General features: G+C 62.3%; 20 protein-coding genes. 11 read left to right on the top strand and 9 right to left on the bottom strand.

The window, feature by feature from the left end; genetic code table 11:
• The first annotated feature begins 142 nt into the window (after positions 1 to 142).
• The 3 genes from gor to hflC all read left to right on the top strand — a co-directional run bounded on the left by gor (position 143) and on the right by hflC (position 3,654).
• Positions 143 to 1,498 carry a glutathione-disulfide reductase gene (gene gor, locus ACZ1HH_RS09015; RefSeq protein WP_011539282.1) on the top strand — a complete coding sequence of 452 codons (1,356 nt, stop codon included), beginning with the start codon at positions 143 to 145 and terminating at the stop codon, positions 1,496 to 1,498.
• A 108-nt stretch (positions 1,499 to 1,606) separates the two neighbouring features.
• Positions 1,607 to 2,770: an FtsH protease activity modulator HflK gene (gene hflK, locus ACZ1HH_RS09010; protein ID WP_011539281.1), complete on the top strand. Its 1,164-nt coding sequence runs from the start codon at positions 1,607 to 1,609 to the stop codon at positions 2,768 to 2,770.
• Positions 2,770 to 3,654, top strand: a complete 885-nt coding sequence (gene hflC / locus ACZ1HH_RS09005; protein WP_011539280.1) for a protease modulator HflC — start codon at positions 2,770 to 2,772, stop codon at positions 3,652 to 3,654. Before hflK ends, hflC begins: the two co-directional genes overlap by 1 nt.
• A gap of 109 nt (positions 3,655 to 3,763) precedes the next feature.
• Here hflC and ACZ1HH_RS09000 read toward each other — a convergent pair whose 3' ends face one another.
• Complete coding sequence (locus tag ACZ1HH_RS09000) at positions 3,764 to 4,285, bottom strand: YcxB family protein (protein ID WP_472636444.1); 522 nt, start codon at positions 4,283 to 4,285, stop codon at positions 3,764 to 3,766.
• A 436-nt stretch (positions 4,286 to 4,721) separates the two neighbouring features.
• Between ACZ1HH_RS09000 and ACZ1HH_RS08995 the strand changes: the two genes are divergently transcribed.
• Complete coding sequence (locus ACZ1HH_RS08995; RefSeq protein WP_044026832.1) at positions 4,722 to 6,227, top strand: Do family serine endopeptidase; 1,506 nt, start codon at positions 4,722 to 4,724, stop codon at positions 6,225 to 6,227.
• Positions 6,228 to 6,623: 396 nt separating this feature from the next.
• Here ACZ1HH_RS08995 and ACZ1HH_RS08990 read toward each other — a convergent pair whose 3' ends face one another.
• The 4 genes from ACZ1HH_RS08990 to ACZ1HH_RS08975 all read right to left on the bottom strand — a co-directional run bounded on the left by ACZ1HH_RS08990 (position 6,624) and on the right by ACZ1HH_RS08975 (position 9,576).
• Positions 6,624 to 6,761, bottom strand: coding sequence for a hypothetical protein (locus ACZ1HH_RS08990; RefSeq protein ID WP_472636443.1), 138 nt, complete (start codon positions 6,759 to 6,761; stop codon positions 6,624 to 6,626).
• 115 nt (positions 6,762 to 6,876) lie between these two features.
• Positions 6,877 to 7,752, bottom strand: coding sequence for a hypothetical protein (locus ACZ1HH_RS08985; protein WP_472636442.1), 876 nt, complete (start codon positions 7,750 to 7,752; stop codon positions 6,877 to 6,879).
• A 580-nt stretch (positions 7,753 to 8,332) separates the two neighbouring features.
• A complete protein-coding gene (locus ACZ1HH_RS08980) occupies positions 8,333 to 9,001 on the bottom strand; it encodes a Crp/Fnr family transcriptional regulator (protein ID WP_011539276.1) in 669 nt (222 codons plus the stop codon).
• Between the two features lie 128 nt (positions 9,002 to 9,129).
• The gene (locus tag ACZ1HH_RS08975; protein ID WP_472637318.1) at positions 9,130 to 9,576 is read right to left on the bottom strand and encodes a peptidoglycan-binding domain-containing protein; all 447 of its coding nucleotides are present in this window, start codon (positions 9,574 to 9,576) and stop codon (positions 9,130 to 9,132) included.
• A 407-nt stretch (positions 9,577 to 9,983) separates the two neighbouring features.
• Here ACZ1HH_RS08975 and ACZ1HH_RS08970 point away from each other — a divergent pair, with 407 nt between their 5' ends.
• Together ACZ1HH_RS08970 and ACZ1HH_RS08965 are read left to right on the top strand one after the other, a co-directional pair.
• Complete coding sequence (locus ACZ1HH_RS08970; protein WP_472636441.1) at positions 9,984 to 10,307, top strand: 2Fe-2S iron-sulfur cluster-binding protein; 324 nt, start codon at positions 9,984 to 9,986, stop codon at positions 10,305 to 10,307.
• A complete protein-coding gene (locus ACZ1HH_RS08965; protein WP_472636440.1) occupies positions 10,307 to 11,104 on the top strand; it encodes an FG-GAP repeat domain-containing protein in 798 nt (265 codons plus the stop codon). The genes ACZ1HH_RS08970 and ACZ1HH_RS08965 overlap by 1 nt, the downstream gene beginning before the upstream one ends.
• Here the strand turns inward: ACZ1HH_RS08965 and ACZ1HH_RS08960 are convergent.
• Together ACZ1HH_RS08960 and purD are read right to left on the bottom strand one after the other, a co-directional pair.
• Entirely contained in the window at positions 11,101 to 11,571 is a 471-nt protein-coding gene (locus ACZ1HH_RS08960) for a GNAT family N-acetyltransferase (RefSeq protein WP_472636439.1), read from the bottom strand. The genes ACZ1HH_RS08965 and ACZ1HH_RS08960 overlap by 4 nt on opposite strands.
• A gap of 7 nt (positions 11,572 to 11,578) precedes the next feature.
• Positions 11,579 to 12,841 (bottom strand): phosphoribosylamine--glycine ligase, encoded by a 1,263-nt coding sequence (purD, locus tag ACZ1HH_RS08955; RefSeq protein ID WP_472636438.1) that lies wholly within the window; start codon positions 12,839 to 12,841, stop codon positions 11,579 to 11,581.
• Between the two features lie 152 nt (positions 12,842 to 12,993).
• On the opposite strand from purD, the gene xseA reads away from it, so the two are divergent.
• A complete protein-coding gene (xseA, locus tag ACZ1HH_RS08950; RefSeq protein WP_472636437.1) occupies positions 12,994 to 14,502 on the top strand; it encodes an exodeoxyribonuclease VII large subunit in 1,509 nt (502 codons plus the stop codon).
• A gap of 68 nt (positions 14,503 to 14,570) precedes the next feature.
• Here xseA and ACZ1HH_RS08945 read toward each other — a convergent pair whose 3' ends face one another.
• The gene (locus tag ACZ1HH_RS08945) at positions 14,571 to 14,981 is read right to left on the bottom strand and encodes a hypothetical protein (protein ID WP_472636436.1); all 411 of its coding nucleotides are present in this window, start codon (positions 14,979 to 14,981) and stop codon (positions 14,571 to 14,573) included.
• A gap of 137 nt (positions 14,982 to 15,118) precedes the next feature.
• Here ACZ1HH_RS08945 and ACZ1HH_RS08940 point away from each other — a divergent pair, with 137 nt between their 5' ends.
• The 4 genes from ACZ1HH_RS08940 (at position 15,119) to ACZ1HH_RS08925 (ending at position 18,653) form a co-directional block, all read left to right on the top strand.
• A complete protein-coding gene (locus tag ACZ1HH_RS08940) occupies positions 15,119 to 15,772 on the top strand; it encodes a lysoplasmalogenase (protein WP_472636435.1) in 654 nt (217 codons plus the stop codon).
• A gap of 73 nt (positions 15,773 to 15,845) precedes the next feature.
• Positions 15,846 to 17,006: a signal recognition particle-docking protein FtsY gene (gene ftsY / locus ACZ1HH_RS08935; protein WP_472636434.1), complete on the top strand. Its 1,161-nt coding sequence runs from the start codon at positions 15,846 to 15,848 to the stop codon at positions 17,004 to 17,006.
• Positions 17,007 to 17,067: 61 nt separating this feature from the next.
• The gene (locus tag ACZ1HH_RS08930; RefSeq protein WP_044027212.1) at positions 17,068 to 17,973 is read left to right on the top strand and encodes a DMT family transporter; all 906 of its coding nucleotides are present in this window, start codon (positions 17,068 to 17,070) and stop codon (positions 17,971 to 17,973) included.
• 44 nt (positions 17,974 to 18,017) lie between these two features.
• Entirely contained in the window at positions 18,018 to 18,653 is a 636-nt protein-coding gene (locus ACZ1HH_RS08925) for an inner membrane-spanning protein YciB (RefSeq protein WP_472636433.1), read from the top strand.
• Positions 18,654 to 18,847: 194 nt separating this feature from the next.
• On the opposite strand, the gene ACZ1HH_RS08920 is transcribed toward ACZ1HH_RS08925, so the two are convergent.
• Positions 18,848 to 19,789 carry an alpha/beta hydrolase gene (locus tag ACZ1HH_RS08920; protein ID WP_472636432.1) on the bottom strand — a complete coding sequence of 314 codons (942 nt, stop codon included), beginning with the start codon at positions 19,787 to 19,789 and terminating at the stop codon, positions 18,848 to 18,850.
• Between the last annotated feature and the right edge of the window lie 259 nt (positions 19,790 to 20,048).

Genomic DNA, 20,048 nt, shown 5'->3' with positions numbered 1-20,048 from the left:
GGGCGTTCACGCCTCTTTCACGGTTTCGCGAGACAACCGCCTGCATCTGTTTGAAAACGCCGACCTGAGCCCCACTTGCGAGTCTGGCAATTCACCGCGCGCTGTGGGATACCTCGCGCAAGATATAAGAAGGGCGACGCATATGAGCTTTGATTACGATCTATTTGTCATTGGAGGTGGCTCCGGTGGGGTGCGCGCGGCGCGGGTTGCCGCGGCAGGCGGCGCATCGGTGGCGCTGGCCGAAGAGGACCGCTATGGCGGCACCTGCGTCATCCGGGGCTGTGTCCCCAAAAAGCTGATGGTCTTTGCGTCGGAATACTCCGGTATGGTCGAAGACGGCCGCGCCTATGGCTGGGATCTGGAGAACAAGGGCTTTGATTGGGATCACTTCAAGCAGAAGCTCAACACCGAGCTGGACCGCCTTGAGGGGATCTATCGCAACCTTCTGAAGAACTCCGGCGTGGAGAGCTTTGATGCGCGCGCCAAACTTGCCGATGCCCATACGGTTGAATTGTCGGACGGGACGCGCAAGACCGCCAAACACATCCTGATTGCCACCGGCGGCCGTCCTTGGGTGCCGGAGTTTCCGGGGTCGGAGCTGGCGATCACCTCGAACGAGATGTTCCATCTCGAGAAGCTCCCCGAGAGCATTCTCATCGTGGGGGGCGGCTATATTGCCTCGGAATTTGCGGGCATCATGAATGGTCTTGGCGTCAAGACCACGCAGTACTACCGCGGCGCCCAGATCCTGCGTGGGTTTGATGACGAGGCACGCGGCCTTGTGGCGCAGGAGATGATCCAGTCCGGCATCGATCTCAAGCTCGGCACCAACGTGCTGGAGATGCGCCGCGAGGGCGACAAGATCTGGGTCAAGGCCACCAATGGCGACGAGGGGCTGTTCGATCAGGTGATGTTTGCCACCGGACGCAAACCCAATGCCGATAATCTCGGGCTGGAGGAGCTGGGCATCGCGCGCGGCAGGGGTGGCGAGATCGAGGTGGATCAATACAGCCAGACAGCTGTGCCGTCGGTCTATGCCATTGGCGATGTGACCGACCGGGTGAACCTCACACCGGTGGCGATCCGCGAGGGCATGGCCTTTGTGGAAACCGTGTTCAACGGCAACCCCACCAGCCCCGATCACGATCTGATCCCGACCGCTATTTTCACGCAGCCAGAGATGGGCACCGTTGGCCTCAGCGAAGAAGAAGCGGCCAAACAGGAAACCATCGAGGTCTACGCGACCTCTTTCAAACCGATGCAGCAGAGCTTTGCCGGGCGGGCGCAGAGAGTGCTCATGAAGCTGATCGTGAGTCAGGCGACCCGCAAGGTGCTGGGCTGTCACATTGTCGCACCGGGCGCCGGTGAGATGATCCAATTGGCGGGGATTGCCGTAAAAATGGGGGCAACCAAGGAAGATTTCGACCGCACTGTTGCGGTTCACCCGACCATGTCGGAAGAATTGGTGACGCTAAAAACCCCTGTGCGGACGATCTGAACCAATTTCAGAGTTTGGTCGCGACGCTGATCTTGAATTTCAGCGCCGTGACCACAGGTTACAGGGCAATATCCGCTGTATCAGCGGGGAGAGATGGATAGGAGACTTATGGCTGGGAACAGTGGTGGCCCCTGGGGGGGCGGCGGTTCCTCCGGCGGCGGAGGCAACCGGGGAAACAACGGCGGCAACAACGGAGGCGGCGGCGGTGGCCGGCGTCCTGATGATGGCCAGATCCCCGAGATCGACGAGCTGGTGAAGAAAGGCCAAGAGCAGCTGCGCGTCCTGATGGGCGGCCGTGGCGGCAATGGCGGCAACGGGCAGGGACCGCAGGGCGGTGGCTCTGGCGGCAGCCCTTTGTTCACCAAAGGCGGGCTCATGCTCGGCGCGGTCGCTGCGGTTTTCCTCTGGGGTTACAACAGCTTCTACACCGTAAAGACCGAAGAGAAATCCGTCGAGTTGTTCCTTGGCGAGTTCTCCGCGGTGGGCAATCCGGGTCTGAACTTCGCACCCTGGCCTGTGGTCACCTATGAGGTGGTCCCGGTCAGCGTGGAACAGACCGAGAGCATTGGCGCAGGCGCGCGCGGCTCTGATGCGGGTCTGATGCTGACGGGCGATGAGAACATCATCGACGTCGACTTCCAGGTGGTTTGGAACATCAACGAGCCCGACAAATTCCTCTTTAACCTGCGCGATCCAAAGGCGACCATTCAGGCCGTGTCTGAATCCGCGATGCGCGAGATCATTGCACAATCGCAGCTGGCGCCGATCTTGAACCGTGACCGCGGTCTCATTTCGCAGCGCCTCGAAGAGCTGATCCAGTCCACCCTCGACAGCTATGACGCAGGCGTGAACATCGTCCGGGTCAACTTTGACGGGGCCGATCCGCCTGAACCGGTAAAAGACGCTTTCCGCGAAGTTCAGTCTGCCGGTCAGGAACGCGACCGTCTGGAAAAGCAGGCTGACGCTTATGCCAACCGCAAACTTGCGGCGGCGCGTGGTCAGGCCGCACAGACACTCGAAGAAGCAGAAGCCTACCGCGCGCAGGTCGTGAACCAGGCGCAGGGTGAGGCCTCGCGCTTTACGGCCGTTCTGTCGGAATACGAGAAGGCACCGGAAGTGACGCGCAAGCGTCTCTATCTGGAAACCATGGAGGACGTGCTGAGCCGCGTGGACAAGATCATCCTTGATGACAACGCCGGGAGCGAAGGCGGACAGGGCATCGTGCCGTATCTGCCGCTCAATGAAATCCGTCGTTCGGGAGGGAGCAACTGATGAATCGCTCTGTTATTCTTCTCGTCCTTCTGGGCGCTATTGTCGTGGGCGCACTGTCCTCGCTCTTTATCGTGGACGAGCGTGAGAAGGCGCTGGTTCTGCGCTTTGGTCGTGTCGTGAACGTGCAGGAAGACCCCGGTCTGGCCTTCAAGCTTCCGTTTGTGGACGAAGTCGTGAAATATGACGACCGTATCCTCAGCCTCGAAGTCGGGCCGCTCGAAGTGACGCCGCTGGATGACCGCCGCCTTGTCGTGGACGCTTTTGCACGCTACCGCATCACCGATGTACGTCGCTTCCGCGAAGCGGTCGGCGTTGGCAGCGAAGCCGCTGCCGAGAGCCGTCTTGACAACATCATGCGCGACCAGACCCGCGAGGTTCTGGGTACCGTGAGCTCTAACGACATCCTGTCGTCGGACCGTGCGGCGCTGATGCTGCGGATCCGCAATGGCGCGATTGCGCAGGCGCGGGATCTGGGGCTCGAGGTCATCGACGTGCGCCTGAAACGCACCGATCTGCCGCAAGCAAACCTAGAGGCGACCTTTGCCCGGATGCGCGCCGAGCGTGAACGCGAGGCCGCAGACGAGATCGCCCGCGGTGAAGAAGCCGCGCAGCGTGTACGTGCGCAGGCGGATCGTACCGAGGTGGAGCTTGTGTCTGAGGCGGAGCGAGAAGCCGAGGTTATCCGCGGTGAAGCGGATGCCGAGCGCAACAACATCTTTGCAGAGGCCTATGGCGCGGACCCGGAGTTCTTTGAATTCTACCGCAGCCTCACCGCCTATGCGCGCGCGCTTCAGGGGGGGAACTCCTCGCTGGTGCTGTCGCCGGACAATGAGTTCTTCAACTACCTGAAGTCCTCCGATGGTGCAGGCCGCGTGCAGCAATAAGCTGCTTGGCATAAAGCATTGAAAAGGCCGCCCAGTTGGGCGGCCTTTTTTGTGTCTCTGGCGCACATCGTTCGGGCCTTGGACGAAGGACCGTTGCCGACCGAAGGCGCTATTTTCTTGGTGCCCCCGCCGCCATAAGCTGCGCCTTGAGCGCCTCTTGGAAGTCGGCTGTGAGACATCTTTTGGGCAGCAGGTAGCTCTGAGCAGGCAAGAAAGCCGGGTAGATCAGCCAGCTCTTGCGATCCTCAGAGACGGCCTGAACCTCGGTCCATTTCACGATCGCCTCGCCGTGTTGGCTGCGTTGAATCAGGCCCTCTGGCTGAACCTCATAGGTAAATTCCGATCTCAGAGCGGGGGACGCCGTCAGCGCCCGCCTGCCGTGAAGCGCAATGGATACCCTCTGAGACAACCAGAGCCCGCCGATAAGCGCCGATGGCATCAGGAGAGATGCGATCTTGAGCATCTCGCCCCGTTGCGCAGGTTCAGTCGCAAAGGTCAGGAGAGCAACCGCCGCCACGCTCCCGAGGGCCAAAAGCGCCCACCGTTTCTTGTCGCGCCAACTCTGGCGCGTGGAGAGCTTCTGCGCTTCGATGAAATCTTGGGTTTTATAAGAAAGAGTGACGCTTGGCATGGTCCGCCTTTTGAAATGATTTGCGCCGACGCTACGCGAGACGTCGTCGCGAGACAACGCGCGAGGGCGGCAGGTCTCCCTCGGAGGCGGCCCCTTCAATCGGGGAGCGCCTGAGGGCGGTGTGACCGGGCAGTCTGATCGGGCGATGTGATGGGCGCGCTGCACCTCGACCCGATGCAAACCGCATCTCAACTTCAGCGCGCGCCGGTCTGTTGCCCCATCGGCGCAGTCGCGCGGCCTTCACCGGCCTTCACGTCAAATTGAGATGACAGTGAGCCCCATTGCGGATGCGCGCAGAGAGGCTACATTAGTCGCATCTAGTCGCACCCCCAATGCGTTGCGCCCGCGTCGGCGTCGCGCCTGAGGCATGGGTGCCCCCTTTCCCCTTTCGCGATGGGGCGGGCGGAGACAGAGTTGACAGGCCAATTCAAGGAGTATGTCCGTGCATCCAATCTCATCATCCAAGGCAATAGGCCGTGCGCGCGTCCATGAGGGGGCGCACAGCGGCTGGCGCTTGTTCTGGATCAGCGTCCTCGGGACCGCGCTGTTGGTCATGCAGTCGCTTTCGGCGGCGGCCCGTCCCGAAAGCCTCGCGCCACTGGCCGAAAAAGTCAGCCCGGCGGTGGTCAATATCACCACGTCGACCGTGGTCGAGGGCCGCACTGGCCCGCAGGGGATCGTGCCCGAGGGCTCCCCGTTTGAGGATTTCTTTCGCGAGTTCCAGGACCGCAACGGCGGCGGCACGCGGCCACGTCGTTCCTCGGCGCTTGGCTCGGGGTTCGTGATCTCGGAAGACGGCTACATCGTCACCAACAACCATGTGATCGAGGGGGCTGACGAGATCGAAATCGAGTTCTTCCCCGGTGAAGGCCAGCCTGCTGACCTGCTGCCGGCCACTGTTGTTGGCACCGATCCCAACACCGATATTGCGCTGTTGAAAGTGGACGCGCCGATGCCGCTGAGCTTTGTGAAGTTCGGCGACAGCGACAAGGCGCGCGTGGGCGACTGGGTTGTCGCCATGGGTAACCCGCTGGGGCAGGGATTTTCGCTCTCGGCAGGGATCGTATCTGCACGCAACCGGGCGCTTTCGGGCTCTTATGACGACTACATTCAGACCGATGCGGCCATCAACCGTGGCAACTCGGGCGGTCCACTCTTTAACATGGATGGCGAAGTCGTTGGCGTGAACACCGCAATCCTGTCGCCAAATGGCGGCTCCATCGGGATCGGCTTCTCCATGGCGTCAAATGTAGTGACCAAAGTGGTGAGCCAGCTCAAGGAGTTCGGGGAAACCCGCCGGGGTTGGCTTGGCGTGCGCATTCAGGACGTCACCGATGATCTGGCCGAAGCGATCGGGCTGGCGAGCGACGAAGGTGTGCTGATCACCGATGTCCCCGAAGGTCCCGCCAAAGAGGCTGGTCTCCTGGCGCGCGACGTCATCACCAGCTTTGACGGGTTTGAGGTGAAAGACACCCGCGATCTCGTGCGTCGCGTGGGCGACACCGAAGTCGGCAAGACCGTGCGTGTCGTGGTGTTCCGCGATGGCAAGACCGAGACGATCCGCGTCACGCTGGGACGTCGCGAAGATGCGGTGGGCAACGGCACCGAAGGTGGCGGCGCTGAAGCCGTTCCGGATGAAGGAGAAAAAGAGCTCCTCGGGCTGACCGTGGGCGTTGTGCGCGACGACATGCGCGAGGATCTTAACCTCGATGCGGGCACCACTGGTCTGGTGATCCTCTCCGTGGATGAGACCTCTGGCGCGTGGGAAAAAGGTCTGCGTGCAGGCGACGTGATCACTGAGGCAGGCCAGAACAAGCTCTCTTCGATTGCCGATCTCGAAGCGCAGATCGCCGCTGCCGAAGAAGGCGGCCGCAAATCGATCTTCCTGATGGTGCGCCGTGCTGGTGAGCCGCGCTTTGTCGCGCTCAATCTTGAGGACTGATCCCGCGTGCCAACGGCATTTGCCTCAAGTCGGGGCATCTAAGAAACAAGACCGGCCGGCCCCAAGGGGTCGGCCGTTTTCTTGAAAGACAGCACAGACGAGACTGCTCGCAATACCAAAAGAGCCATGCGTCGGGCGGACACATGGCTCTCGATGGGACGGACGATCATTGGGATGGATAGGAGAATGACCGCCTTGCCCGCGTTATGTCAGAGGTCGTGGGCGAGGACTGTGAAACAGGTTACATTCATTGCATTTTTTTGAGCAGTCCGTGTTTTTTTGTGATCCAATTCGGGGGCTCAGTAATTGGGCCTTGAAAGCGGGACGCGACACGGAAGGCTCAGACCAAGCAAAGAACAAAAGCCTCAGGTCAGGCCGGAGCGCATGAGGGCCTGTTCAAAGCTTTTGTGGTTGGCCGTCTGCAAAGGCAAAGCGGCGCCCGTCGCGCTGATAAACGGCAAGCGTCACGTCTGGATATTGCGCTTTCAAAAGCGCAACCGCTTCTTTGGCCTCCTCGGTACGGCCCAACGCCAAGAGGGAGCCTACCCTGATAGGCAAACCCGGCGAATGTCGGGCTCGCAGCGCGCGCGATTGCGGCAAGCGCCTCCTCAGATTGGCTCGCCACATAGTCGGCGAGGGCAATAATTTCCTAGTACCAGCCCGGGAACATGGTGTTGAGCGCCATCGCCTTGTTGATGAGGTCATGCGCGCGCTGGGGCTGTCCGCTAAACGCAAAATGCTCGGCCGATTTCGCGGCGATATGGGCATCACTGGGATTAAGCTCGAGCGCCTTTTCGATATGCAATGTAGCGCGGTCAAACTCATGCAGCGCACGACAGACGGCGCCTGCGATACGATGAGCCTCCGCCTCTGCCGGGTCGAGCTCCAGCGCCTTGAAGACATCCTGTGAAACCTGATCGAACTGATCTTGCCGCACCGGGAAATCCCACGTGCGTGAGAAGGAACAGGCCCGCCAGGCGTAGGCGCGTGCAAAGTCGGGCGCCGCGTCGATCGCCTCTGAAAAGGCTGCGACCGCACGTGTGGCCACGCGTGGGCTGATATCACCGCTTTTGTGCAGGTCCAGCCCGACAAGAAGCGCCTCATAGGCGGTTAGGTCTTGGCCGGCTTTGGCCTTTGTCCGCCGGGTCTCGGCCAGTTGAACCTCGCCTGTCATGCAGGCAGCGACAAGGCCGGAAATCTCGTCGAGGACCGCGAATATGTCGGCGTCGGCACGGTCGAAGCGCTCGGACCAGATTTGCCGATCTTCCAGCGCCTCATAGAGTTCGACCACGACTCGGATACGGTTCAATGCGCGGCGCACCGTTCCTGACAGAATGAAGTCCGCCCCGAGCGTTGTTGCGATCTCCTGAGCTGGTCGCTCTGAGGCATTAAACTGAAAGGACGACATCCGGGATGTGACCCGAATGGCATGAAACCGCGATAGCTCGGTTGTGATGTCCTCCGAGATGCCCTCGGCAAAGACCGCCTCTTCGGGCTCGGCAAAGTGAAGGACGCGAAAGGGCAAAACCGCAACCACCGGCTGCGTGAAGGCGCGTTCGGGCGTGGGCGTCGGCGGGTTTTGGGGCTGTGCATCGGAGGCGTCGGTTTCAGCACTCCGGCTTCAAAGCGCGCAGTGTCGATTTCATAGTCCTCGAACGCAATCCTCAATCCTCCAGTGTGGCAGAAGACCTTGCGTTTCAAAGATATGTTTCGTTTGTGTTGTGTGTTTCGCCGCCGCGCCGCCGCGCCGCTGGCGGCAGGGGGCATTTGCAGATCGCGCGTCAGATCCAGCGGCCCAGAAGGGGCAGCATCGCCACGAAGATCGCTAGGCGTGACACCGCACGGCACGAGCCTTTGGTCACGTTGCGAGCGGCGTTATGGGCGGCCTGGCTGCGCTAATAGGCGGTGTCGATGGAACCATCTTTGCGCAGGCGGATGTGGGATGTGTCGGTCATGTCTGGTCTCCGTGTTGATGAGACCAATGTGCCGTCTGCGCGCTTGCCGCGCTTGAAGAGAGCCTTTTGGGCGCCTGGAGACTTCTAAAGACCGACCGCAAAACTGCCCCAAAAGGGCGCGTGATGCCGCTCAGGGTGTGCGGTTGGGGCTTAGATGCCTTCGGGGTCGGCCAGAACCGCCAGCCCGCCGCGATCTTTGAGGTGCAGTCCTCCGCGGCTGATCTCGATGAGGCCCGCCTTGCGCCAGTTCGACAGGGTCTTTGAGACCGCTTCGCGGGTGGCGCCGACGAATTCGGCCAGTTCCGATTGCGAGAGGCTCAGCTGGCCGTTGCCATCCGCGGGCGTGAGATAGAGGAGCTTGCGCGCCAGACGCACCGGCATGGGGAGGAACACTTGCTCATTAAGTTGTGTATTCATCCAGCGCATGCGCTGCCCCGCGAGCTTCAGCATATCACCCGCAAGTTCGGGATGCTTGGTCAACTGCGCCAGCACGTCCCTGTGACGCAGGCGGCGCAGGTGGCTTGGCTCAGCTGCGGTGGCGGTGGCGGTGCGCTCGCCGGGATCGAACATTGCGATCTCACCAAAGATCGCCCCCGGGCGCATCATATCAAGCGAGAGCTTGCGCCCCGCTGCGGAAAGGGTGGAGATCTCAAGAGCGCCAGAGATGATCGCATAAAGCGCGTCGCCCTCGTCGCCGCGCTCAAAGAGCACATCGCCCGTTTCGAGATGAACATCTGTGGCTTGGCTGTCGAGCATGGCCCGCAGGCGCTCCGAGGCCCCGGACAGAAAGCTGGAGGCAGGGAGAGGAGCGGCAGCCATGAGAAATCTCCGAGGGGCAGATGAGTGATACTGGCCCCGGGGTTGTAAGGGGCTAATCGCGCCCGCGCAAGCTGGCAGGTGGGATCTTGAATGTTTGCGCTGACTGTGGCGGTGGGCCTGCGTGCGTTTTAATCATCCAATGCGACGGCGCTCAGCCCCAGGCTGCGCGCGGCCTGCAGCGAAAGCGTGTCGCTCTGGATGTCCAGTGACTGCTGATACGCGCGCACGGCCGCGCGGGTATCGACGTCGAGCCTGCCGGTGATGTCTCCCACATAGAGCCCGCGCGCCGCCAGCGCCCGCTGCAGCGAGGAGATATATTCCGGCGTCAATTCCTCGGGGCAGGGGGTTTGAAAATAGGTTTCTTCGCGCGGGCGGGTGATGACCTGGCGGGTTTCGGTGGCAAAGACCGCCGGTTTGCCGGCGCTGCCATCGGTGCCCGCTTCTGCCGGGGAAACCATCACCTGTTCGGTGATCGTCTCGATGCGGGCGGGAATGATCACCGGCTCCCAGCAGGTGCCGGGCGGCGCGCCGGGGGGCGCGGGTCGGCCCACCCGTTCAAACGGGGCTGGGGTCATGCAACCCGCAAGCAGTGCCGCAGCAACCCACAGCAATGCCTGTCGTCGCAGCGCAGAAGGCAGCGGCGAGCCGATGGGGGAGAAGGCCGAGCGGGACGCAGACCGCAGCCCGGAGGCAGCAGGGTGCTGAGACGGCGATGCAGGCATGTGCTCTGGCGAGTCCTTGGTCTTTGGGGGCGAGATTTGGCGCAGCGCAGGCCTTGTCCCGGTTTGCGCCCACGCTAGACCAATTCGCAGCGCAGGCAAAGCGTGTCAACGCGGCTTTGACCAGAGCTCTGGCTCGAAGGTGATCCAGAAAAAGCAGATCGAAATCGCCAGCGACGCGCGGGATCTGTGAAATGGGGCTGGCACGGTGCAGGCGTCAACGCTACACACGTTATCGAGTACCGAAAAAGGGAAGACGGATCATGGCAAAAATCACCTACATCGAGCACAACGGGACCGAACATGTGGTCGACGTCGCCAACGGGCTGACCGTGATGGAAGGTGCGCGTGACAATAACATTCCGGGGATCGAAGCCGATTGCGGCGGCGCTTGTGCCTGTTCTACCTGTCACGTCTATATCGCTCCGGACTGGGTGGAAAAACTGCCCGCAAAGGACGACATGGAAGAGGACATGCTGGACTTTGCCTTTGAGCCCGATGCTGCGCGGTCGCGCCTGACCTGCCAGATCAAGGTGACCGATGCGCTGGATGGTCTGGTGGTTCAAATGCCTGAAAAGCAGATCTGATGGGATCTGGGGGCAAAGCGCGGCGGCTTCGGGCGCGCGTGTTGCCCCCAATTCGACGCCGCGCGGCGCAGGTGCTGTGTGTGTCGCTGGCGGTGCTGGCGCAGGCGGCACCCGGCGCCGCGCGTGAACACTGGCGCGTTCTGGGCGCCGAGTTTTCCGAGCCGACCACCCGCTATGGGCATGCTGTTCTTGGCGATGACGTGGAATACGGCAGCCTGCTGATCCGCCGCGTCGAAACCGGCAGCACCGCCACTCAGACACTGGAGATCAAGCTGCCGCTGACCCATGTCTTTGAGGATCTGGAGCCGCGCCTTTGGGATGTCACCGGAGATGGTCTGCCCGAAGTTGTCGTCATCGAGACAGATATGAGCCGGGGTGCGCAGTTGGCAGTCTACGATGCCGAGGGCAAGAAGCGCGCCGCCACCCCTCATATTGGCCAGCGCAATCGCTGGCTGGCCCCGATCGGGGCGGCGGATCTGAATGGGGACGGCCACATCGAGATTGCCTATATCGACCGCCCACATCTGGCCAAGACCTTGCGGATCTGGCGCTATGAGGGCAATAAACTGGTGGAGGTCGCCTCAGCCCCGGGGCTGACCAATCACAAGATCGGGCAGGATTTCATCACCTCCGGCCTGCGCGACTGTGGTGCGGGGCCGGAGCTCATCACCGTCAGTGCGGATTGGTCGCGCATCATCACTTCGCGCCTTGAAGGCGGGGCCGTGATCTCGCGCGATCTGGGGCCGTTTGATGCGGAAAAAGGGCTTCGCGCCACGCTCGCCTGCGCGGCCAATTAATGGATGCTGCGGCGCATCGTGATTGAGGTCGGTCGGTCATAGCCGCTGTGCGTGGTGGTGCCGCACCGCTCAAAACCAAGACGCGCGAAGGATTCATGGTTCTGCACCAGCTCGATCCGCGTCTGCAATTCTACCGCATTCAGCCCCATGGAGCGCGCCCGCGCGAGGGCGAGTTCCACAAGGGTGCGGGCCAGCCCACGACCGCGCAGATCTTCCACGACCGCAAGTTTGCCCAGATAGAGCACTTCGAGGCGCGGTGTCAGCACTACCGAGGCCACAACAGGCGCGCCAATGGCCCAGACTTCGCCCGCCACCGCCTGTTTGGAGAGCGCCTCGAGCGTGAGGTGGTGCATGGAGGAGGGCGGATCAACCCGCCCGTCCATATAGGCAAAGCACTGCCGGATCAGGTCCAGAACCTCCCGCAACTGCGGGCTGTCCGGGGAAATCTGAACCGGTGTGCGATTCATCGCGGGGTCAAAGCGCGCGCCAGCCGATGTCGCGGCGCACGAAGCCGTCGGGCCAGTCGATCTGATCGACCATGGCGTAGGCGCGATCGCGCGCCTCAGAGAGGCTCTCGCCCCGTGCAGTCACATTCAGCACCCGGCCACCATTGGCGAGGATCTTGTCGCCATCGGCCTTGGTCCCTGCGTGAAAGACCATATTCATGCTGTCTTCGGGCAGAGCATCAAGGCCCTTGATCTCGCTGCCTTTTTCATAGCTTCCCGGATAGCCAGTCGCAGCCATCACCACCGTGATCGCATGGTCATCAGCCCAGTTGACGCGGGCGTCCGCAAGGCGACCTTCGGCGGCGGCTTGCATCAGGTCCAGGGCCTGCGCGCCAAGGCGCATCATCAGCACCTGACATTCGGGATCGCCAAAGCGGACGTTGTACTCCACCAGACGCGGCTGGCCGTCCTTGATCATCAGGCCTGCATAGAGCACGCCTTGGTAGGGCATGCCACGCTCGGCCATCACCCGCATGGTGGGTTTCACGATCTCTTCCATGGCCTTGGCTTCAACCTCGGCGCTCAGAACCGGTGCAGGAGAATAAGCCCCCATGCCGCCGGTATTGAGGCCAGTGTCGCCTTCGCCGACGCGCTTGTGGTCCTGTGCGGTACCGATGGACAGGATTTCCTCACCATCACAGAGTACAAAGAGCGACGCTTCCTCGCCTTCCATGAATTCCTCGATGACGACTTCTGCGCCCGCCCCGCCAAAGGCGCCGCCGAACATATCGTCGATGGCATCCAGCGCGGTCTGCTCGTCCATCGCCACGATCACGCCCTTGCCTGCGGCCAGACCATCGGCCTTGACCACAATCGGCGCGCCATTTGCACGGACATGGGCCTTGGCCGCCTCGGCATCAGTGAAATGGCCATAGCCCGCAGTGGGCGCATTGGCCGCGTCGCAGATCTCTTTGGTGAAGCTCTTGGAAGCCTCCAGCCGGGCGGCGGCCTCAGAGGGGCCAAAGACCAGAATGCCCGCATCGCGCAACCGGTCTGCCACACCGGCGGCCAAAGGCGCCTCGGGGCCGACGATCACAAAATCAATGGCGTTTTCCTCGGCGAATGTCACAACCGCGCCGCCATCCTCGGCGTTGAGGCTGGCGCAGTCGGCGATCTGGGCGATACCCGCATTGCCCGGCGCCACAATGAGCCGGTCGCATTTGGGGTTCTGCATCACCGCCCAGGCAAGTGCATGTTCCCGCCCGCCGCTGCCGAGGATGAGGATATTCATGAGCCATTCTCCGATCTGCTTGGCCTTGGTTGATGGGCGTTCTATGCTGAGTGCGTCCCATAAACAAGAACACCCTTGCCGGGGGCGCCCTCTGGTGGCAGGTGTCGGAGCCGACACCCCACTCCTTTGATCAAACCGGAGCCTTCTTTTCGATGTCCGACCTCCTTGATGATCCAACCCCGGGCCAGAACGCACCGGAGTTTTCCGTCTCCGAGATTTCCGGCGAGGTCAAACGCACGCTTGAGGGCACCTTCGGCCGCATCCGCGTGCGGGGCGAGGTCGGGCGTGTGTTCAAGGCGCGCTCCGGTCATCTTTATTACGACATCAAGGATGATCGCTCGGTTCTGGCCTGCACGACCTGGAAGGGCCAGATTTCGGGACTGTCCGTGGTGCCCGAAGAGGGGCTTGAGGTGGTGGTGACCGGGCGCCTCACGGCCTTTGGCGGACAGTCCAAATACAATATGAATGTCGATGAGGTCGCGGTTGCAGGCCAGGGCGCGCTGATGGCGCTCTTGGAAAAGCGCAAGGCGCAACTGGCCGCTGAGGGCCTGTTTGCACCCGAGCGCAAGAAACCGCTGCCCTATCTGCCGGGGATCATCGGCGTCATTACGTCGCCTTCAGGCGCTGTGATCCGTGACATCCTGCATCGGCTTCGGGATCGCTTCCCGCGCAAGGTGCTGGTCTGGCCCGTGGCCGTGCAGGGCAGCAACTCAGCCCCCGAGGTGGCGCGCGCCATCGATGGGTTCAACGCCCTGACGCCCGGCGGCGCCTTGCCCCGGCCGGACCTGATCATTGTCGCCCGCGGCGGCGGGTCCATCGAGGACCTCTGGGGTTTTAACGAGGAGATCGTCGCCCGCGCCACCGCTGCAAGTGACATCCCGCTGATTTCGGCGGTGGGCCATGAGACGGATACCACGCTGATCGACTACGTTTCGGATCTGCGTGCCCCCACGCCCACGGCGGCGGCAGAACACGCGGTGCCCGTGCGGCTCGAGTTGTTGGGCTGGGTCGAAAATCAGGGCGCGCGCATGGCCAATGCCGCCAGCCGCGCGGTGCAGCTGCGCCGCCAGCGGCTCGGCGATATGGCGCGCGCTCTGCCGCGCCCGGATACGCTCTTGGAAACCCCGCGCCAGCGGCTCGACAGGGTCTCGGACCGATTGCCCAACGCGCTGATTTCGGGCGTGCAACGGCGCAAACTCACGCTCAGCGAGCGCGCAGCCTCCCTCAGACCCGCCACCCTGCGCGGTCTTGTTTCCAGCCGTCAGGACAAGCTCAAAAACCTTTCTTCGCGTCTCACCCTACGCCCGATCACTCAGGATCTGGGGCGCAAACGAGACGCGCTGGACCGCATCACCAAGCGCCTGAACACTGCCCAAAGCAGCCGCATCGACCGCCAGATTGATCGTCTGTCAGCCACGGCGCGACAGCTTGATATTCTGAGCTACAAGGCCACGTTGCGTCGCGGGTATGCGGTGGTGCGCGATGGTGCGGCCCTGGTCACATCCACCGAAGGCGCCCGGAAGGCCGCTGAACTCTCTATCGAATTTGCTGACGGCACGTTTGATGTCGCCAGCGCCCCCAGCACCACAAAGAAATCCGCGCCCAAACCGGCGGCCCCCAAGGCGCCCAAAACGCCCGGAGAGCAGGGCTCTCTATTCTGACAGGCAGGGCTTTCTTCTAACAAAAAATATCCCGGAGCGCGAGGCAGCGCCTCGCATCTGCGCGGGCCTCAGACGCCGACTTCGGGGCCGAGACAAACCATCTCGTCACGCACGGAGAGGCGCTCTCTCAACGTCAGCACCGAGCCGTCGTCGCGCGCGATGGAGACGCTCAGCCCGCTGTCGCCGATGTCAAAGCGCCAGCATTGCGGCTCTGGGCGATCCTCATAGACAAAGCAGATGTCACCAGACTGCATATACCATTTGCCAGTGACGCAGCGGCCATCCAGAAACGACCAGATCACGCGCTGGCCGGGCAGGTAGCGCTCTGCGCCATAGGCCTGACCTTCCCAACTGAAATGGATGGTGCGGCCCTGCGTGTAAGAGTTGAACTCTTCGGCATCATTGGCGCTGAGCGGCACGGCACTCAGAAGAGCGAGGCCCAAGACTAGGGCGGTGCGAGAAAGGGAATAGCTGAACATGGGCCCACCATGGCGCATGTATCGCGCCCAGCCAAGACCGCTTTTCAGCTTCGGCAGCCCGGGGGTGGCGCAAGGTCAGCTTTGACCTTTGTGTCCCCGTCGGCGCACCCTCGCGACATGCTTTTGGGGACCCCGCGATGATACACGAACCCGCCATGATGCTTGAAACCGTCACGCTGCTGCTGGCTGGCGGTTTTGCGCTTGGCTATCTGTGGCAGGTTCGCGCCGACGAAAGCTGGCTGCGCTCGGGGCTCAAGACGGCATCGGTACTGAGCCTTGCTCTTGTGGCGGGCCTTTCGACGCCTCTGCTTGCGGTGGCACTGGGGCTTTGTGCCTTGGGCGATCTGGCCTTGTCGCGACCGGGGGAACGTGCCTTCCTCGCGGGGGTTGGCAGTTTTGCAGGGGGTCATCTGGCCTATGTGTGGCTGTTCCTCTCGCTGCCTGATGCGGATGTGACGCGGCTCTTGACTGCGCCAGCGGGCTGGGCGGTGATTGCGCTCGCGGGTGTTGCCTTGGCCATGATGTCTCTCTTGGCGCGTTTCGCGGGCGAGATGCGCGTTCAGGTCATGGCCTACGTGCCCGTGATTGTCGCCATGGGGCTGGCAGCATTGACCCTGCCGACGCCGCTCATCTGGTGCGCGGCGGTCATGTTCATGATCTCGGATATGGTGCTCGCGGTTGAGACCTTTGTTCTGCCTTCGGCGCATCCTGCGCGCCGTCTGACAGCCCCCGTGATCTGGCTCCTTTACTGGGGCGCGCAGGCTTTGTTTTTTGCAGTGCTTATCTTGTGAAAGACCTCATTGCGCTTTGCATCCTGTGTCAAAGCACATTAGGTGAAGGTCAAACGACCCTGCGGAGACCCAGATGGCGCTTTTCTCAAAGCTCAAGGAGCGGCTGCTGAAATCCTCGTCCCGCCTCGGAAAAGAGGTGGATGCGATTGTTGAAGAGGGGGCGGTCGCCCCTGAACAGGCGCCAGATCCTGCCCCGGAAACGGCGTCTCCGGCGGCGCCTGCAGCGCAGCCCGCAGAGCGCGCGCCGGGTCCTGAGCCTATTGAGGCTCCGGTGGCAGGGGCGTCCACGTCCGCGCCAGCTCCGATTGTTCCATCCGCCCCTGCACAGACGCCGGAGGCATCCAGACCCGGCCTGTTGGGGCGGCTCATGGGGCGCACCAAGCCCTCCGAGCCGCGCCGGGTGCTGGATGACGATATGCTGGAGAGCCTTGAGGAGATGCTCATCGCCTCTGATATGGGCGTCGACACCGCGTTGCGCGTTACGGCAAATATCGCAGAAGGGCGTATGGGGCGTCGGGTCTCGGGCCGCGAAATCCGAGAGCTTCTGGCGGCCGAAATTGCCCGCGTGATGGAGCCAGTGGCCCGTCCGATGCCGCTCTATCCCTCCAAGCCGCAGGTGGTGCTGGTCGTGGGCGTCAACGGCTCTGGCAAGACCACCACCATCGGCAAGCTGGCAAGCCAGTTCCGTGCGGCTGGAAAATCCGTGGTGATTGCCGCGGGTGACACGTTCCGCGCCGCCGCGGTGGAACAGCTGCAGGTCTGGGGCGACCGCGCCGGGGTGCCGGTATTGACCGCGCCCGAAGGATCGGATCCCGCCAGCCTTGCCTTTGATGCCATGACCAAAGCCGAGGCCGACGGGGCGGATCTCTTGATGATCGACACCGCCGGGCGGTTGCAGAACCGCGCGGACCTCATGGAAGAGCTGGCAAAAATCGTGCGGGTCATTCGCAAGAAAGATCCCAATGCGCCGCATAACACGCTGTTGGTTCTGGATGCGACCACCGGGCAGAATGCGCTGTCGCAAGTCGAAACCTTCCGCCAGCTTGCGGATGTTTCCGGGCTTGTGATGACCAAGCTCGACGGCACCGCCAAAGGGGGCGTTCTTGTGGCGCTCGCCGACAAATTCGGTCTGCCGATTCATGCGATCGGCGTGGGTGAGCAGATCGATGACCTCTCGCCGTTTGACCCCGAAGAATTCGCGGCCGCGCTTACCGGTCTGGAAGAGGGCGCGTGAGGGAACCGCGATCCCGCGCCTGCGCAAGGGCGCCGCGCCTGATGGCTAGGGGCGCTGCATGCTGAGCGAGTGGTTGATCTCTCTTGAGGGAACCGAAGCCGGGCATCAGGTTGCGCTGATCCTTGCCGTGTCTGCCGCGTTTTTGCACGCAGTCTTTGGCGCGCTTCAGAAAGGGCGCCATGATCCCTGGCTGTCGCGGGGCGCAATCGACGCGTCTTACGGGCTGATGGCCGCACCCTTTGCGCTTTTTGTGGTGCCCTGGCCCGAGCCGCATATGTGGCTGATTTTCCTCGGGGTCTGGGCGATCCATGTGGTCTACAAGATCCTGCAGGCCATGGCCTATACCAAGGGGGCCTATACGGTCGTCTATCCGGTGGTGCGCGGCACGGGGCCGCTGTTTGCGGTCATTGGCGCTTATCTCCTCTTTGGGGAGACCTTCACGCTGGTGCAATGGCTTGGGGTCGGGGTGCTTCTGGCCGGGATCTTTGGTCTTGCAGTTTACAACTATATTTTTCTCGTCACCGCGCGCGAGACCTTGGGGATTGCGCTTCTGCTGGCGCTGGCAACTGGCCTGTTTGTGGCGCTTTACACGACCTATGACGCCTATGGTATTCGCGCGACGGCGGATCCCTTCACCTTTTTGGCGTGGTTTTTCATGATCGACGGCATGACCATGCCGATCTACGCCTACTGGCGCTGGCGGCGCATGGGCACAGATCGTCCGACTGTTGGGCCGTTGATGCTGCGCGGGTTCTTCGGCGGGCTGGTGGCCTTTGCCTCTTTTGGGTCGATCATGCTGGCCACCCGGCTCGACAAGGTGGGCGAGGCGGCGGTGCTGCGCGAAACATCGACGGTCTTTGCCGCCCTCATCGGCTGGCTGGTTCTCAAAGAAACCGTAGGTCCGCGCCGCATTGCGTTGATGGCGTTGATCGCTGCAGGTGCGGTGATTGTTGAAATGGGGGGCTGAGGGTGCCATCTGAGAGGGAAGATTTGGGACAGGAGAGGCCAGCAATGAGCGAACAGACAAGTGATCCAACCCCGGCGGCGCGCAAGATCAGCCCCCTGGTCAAGAACCTATTGGAGTTCGGCCCGGTTGTTCTGTTCTTCGTGGCGTATCTGAGGCTCAAGGATCAGGTGTTTGAGATCGGCGGCACCTCTTATGAGGGGTTCATCATTGTGACCGCAGGCTTTGTGCCGCTGATGATCCTCTCGACGCTGATCCTGTGGCGGCTTACGGGCAAACTCTCGCGCATGCAGGTGATGACGCTGGTGCTGATTGTGGTCTTTGGCGGGCTCTCGGTCTGGTTCAACGACGAGCGCTTTTTCAAGATGAAGCCGACGATGATCTACCTGCTCTTTGGCGGCATGTTGGGCGTGGGGCTTTTGCGCGGTCAGAGTTACCTGCGTGTGGTGATGGAAGAGATGATGCCGCTTCAGGACGAGGGGTGGATGATCCTCACACGTCGCCTCTGTGCGTTCTTCTTTGGGCTGGCGGTCGCCAATGAGGTGATCTGGCGCATGATGAGCACGGAAACCTGGGTCTATTTCAAGACCTTCGGTCTGACGGCTGCGATGTTCCTGTTCTTCATGACACAGGCTCGGCTGTTCCAGACCTACGGGCTTGAGGAACAGGGCGAGGCCGAGTAGGCCACATCATCTGAGCGCGCGTCGCCTAAGACTCTGCCAGAGAATTGATCCCCTCTGGGGGGGACCGATGCGCATCTTGACCGGGCCGCTGGTTCCCCGGCCTCATGATCCTTTGCCAGCCTGGCTCTCCCCTGACAAAACGGGGCGGGCGCGCTCCCGACGCGCCCAAAGCTCGCATCAAGGGCGCAGTAGGCTCAGCCCAGCTCGATCCGCTGCCAAATCGGCACCGCACCGGGCTGCGGGCGCAAGCGCAAGAGACGGGACCAGCGCGGTTCGGGCGCTGTGGGTACAGAGCTTTGGATGCGGGCGAGAGGCATCTGTTCCGGATGCCGCATCAACTGGCGATAGAGGCGCAAGGCCCCCGGGCGCAGATATGTGGACCGATGGCACACCCGTCGCTCTGGCAGGCCGAGGGGGTGGCCCATCCGCGAGAGCTGTTCCAGCGTCTCGAGGCAGTCGATCTGCAGCGTAACCGCATTGGGGGCAGAGATGCCTTTGCTGATGGCGCGATCATTGCGATTGGGCCTGCGTGTCAGGGTTTCGAACAAGAAATCAAAAGTATCGTTTTCGCGGCTGGTGATGTTGAAAAACTCGACAGCGCGTCCAGCGGGCGTCGTCAACGCTGACGTGGCCAAGCTCTGATAACTGGCCCCGCTCAGAGAGATCACCCTCTGTACGGCACCAACCGGCAGATCCTTGAGCGCCCTGAGCACCACCTCTGAGCCGAGGGAATGCCCGATCAGGTGGATTGGGCATGCCGGCGCTTGGCGATGCAGCACCTCGACAAGCCTTGCCAATGCGCGCCCTGCGTCGATGGCGCGGGCTTGCGCGGCGGCGAGGCTCCCACGTGAGTTCCAGCCAAAGGCCACCGCAAGCCCTTCGTCACCGCGCCCCATGCCAAAACCAAGCTGGCGCGGCCAGGAGGGCGCAAGCCAGGGCATGTGGTGGGGATCTAGAGACAAGATGTGGCGATGTGGGCAATGCGCGGGCAGGCCCGGCTTGTAGCTGTAGCCGTGGATCATGACGATCACCGGACCCTCGAGCGGTCCAAGGCGTGCGATCTCCTCCTCGAGGGGGCCGGGGCGCGCGTGCACCACCGGCGTGTCGCCGACTGCGTTGATACGGATCACTGCCATAACTGCCCCCAGAACATGACTTTGGCTTTGCTCTAGCTGGGCGTGGTGACGACAGGGTGACGGCTTGGTAACGGTGCGGTGACGTCTTCGCAGATGCTGCGACAGATACCGGATCTTTCCTACGGCGCCCGGCGAAGGCGCGAGAGAGAGGCGTCGAGCGCTTCAGTGTCACGCAGCGAGATTGCAGGTTCTTTTGCGCTGCAGGCTCCAGCGATGCCGCGCAGCGCATGAGGCGGGCGACCTCCGCCCTCTTGACGCT

Source organism: Epibacterium sp. HA2-3, assembly GCF_055693725.2.
The sequence above is the reverse complement of the archived record's forward strand: the minus strand, read 5'-3'. Positions and strand labels throughout refer to the sequence as shown.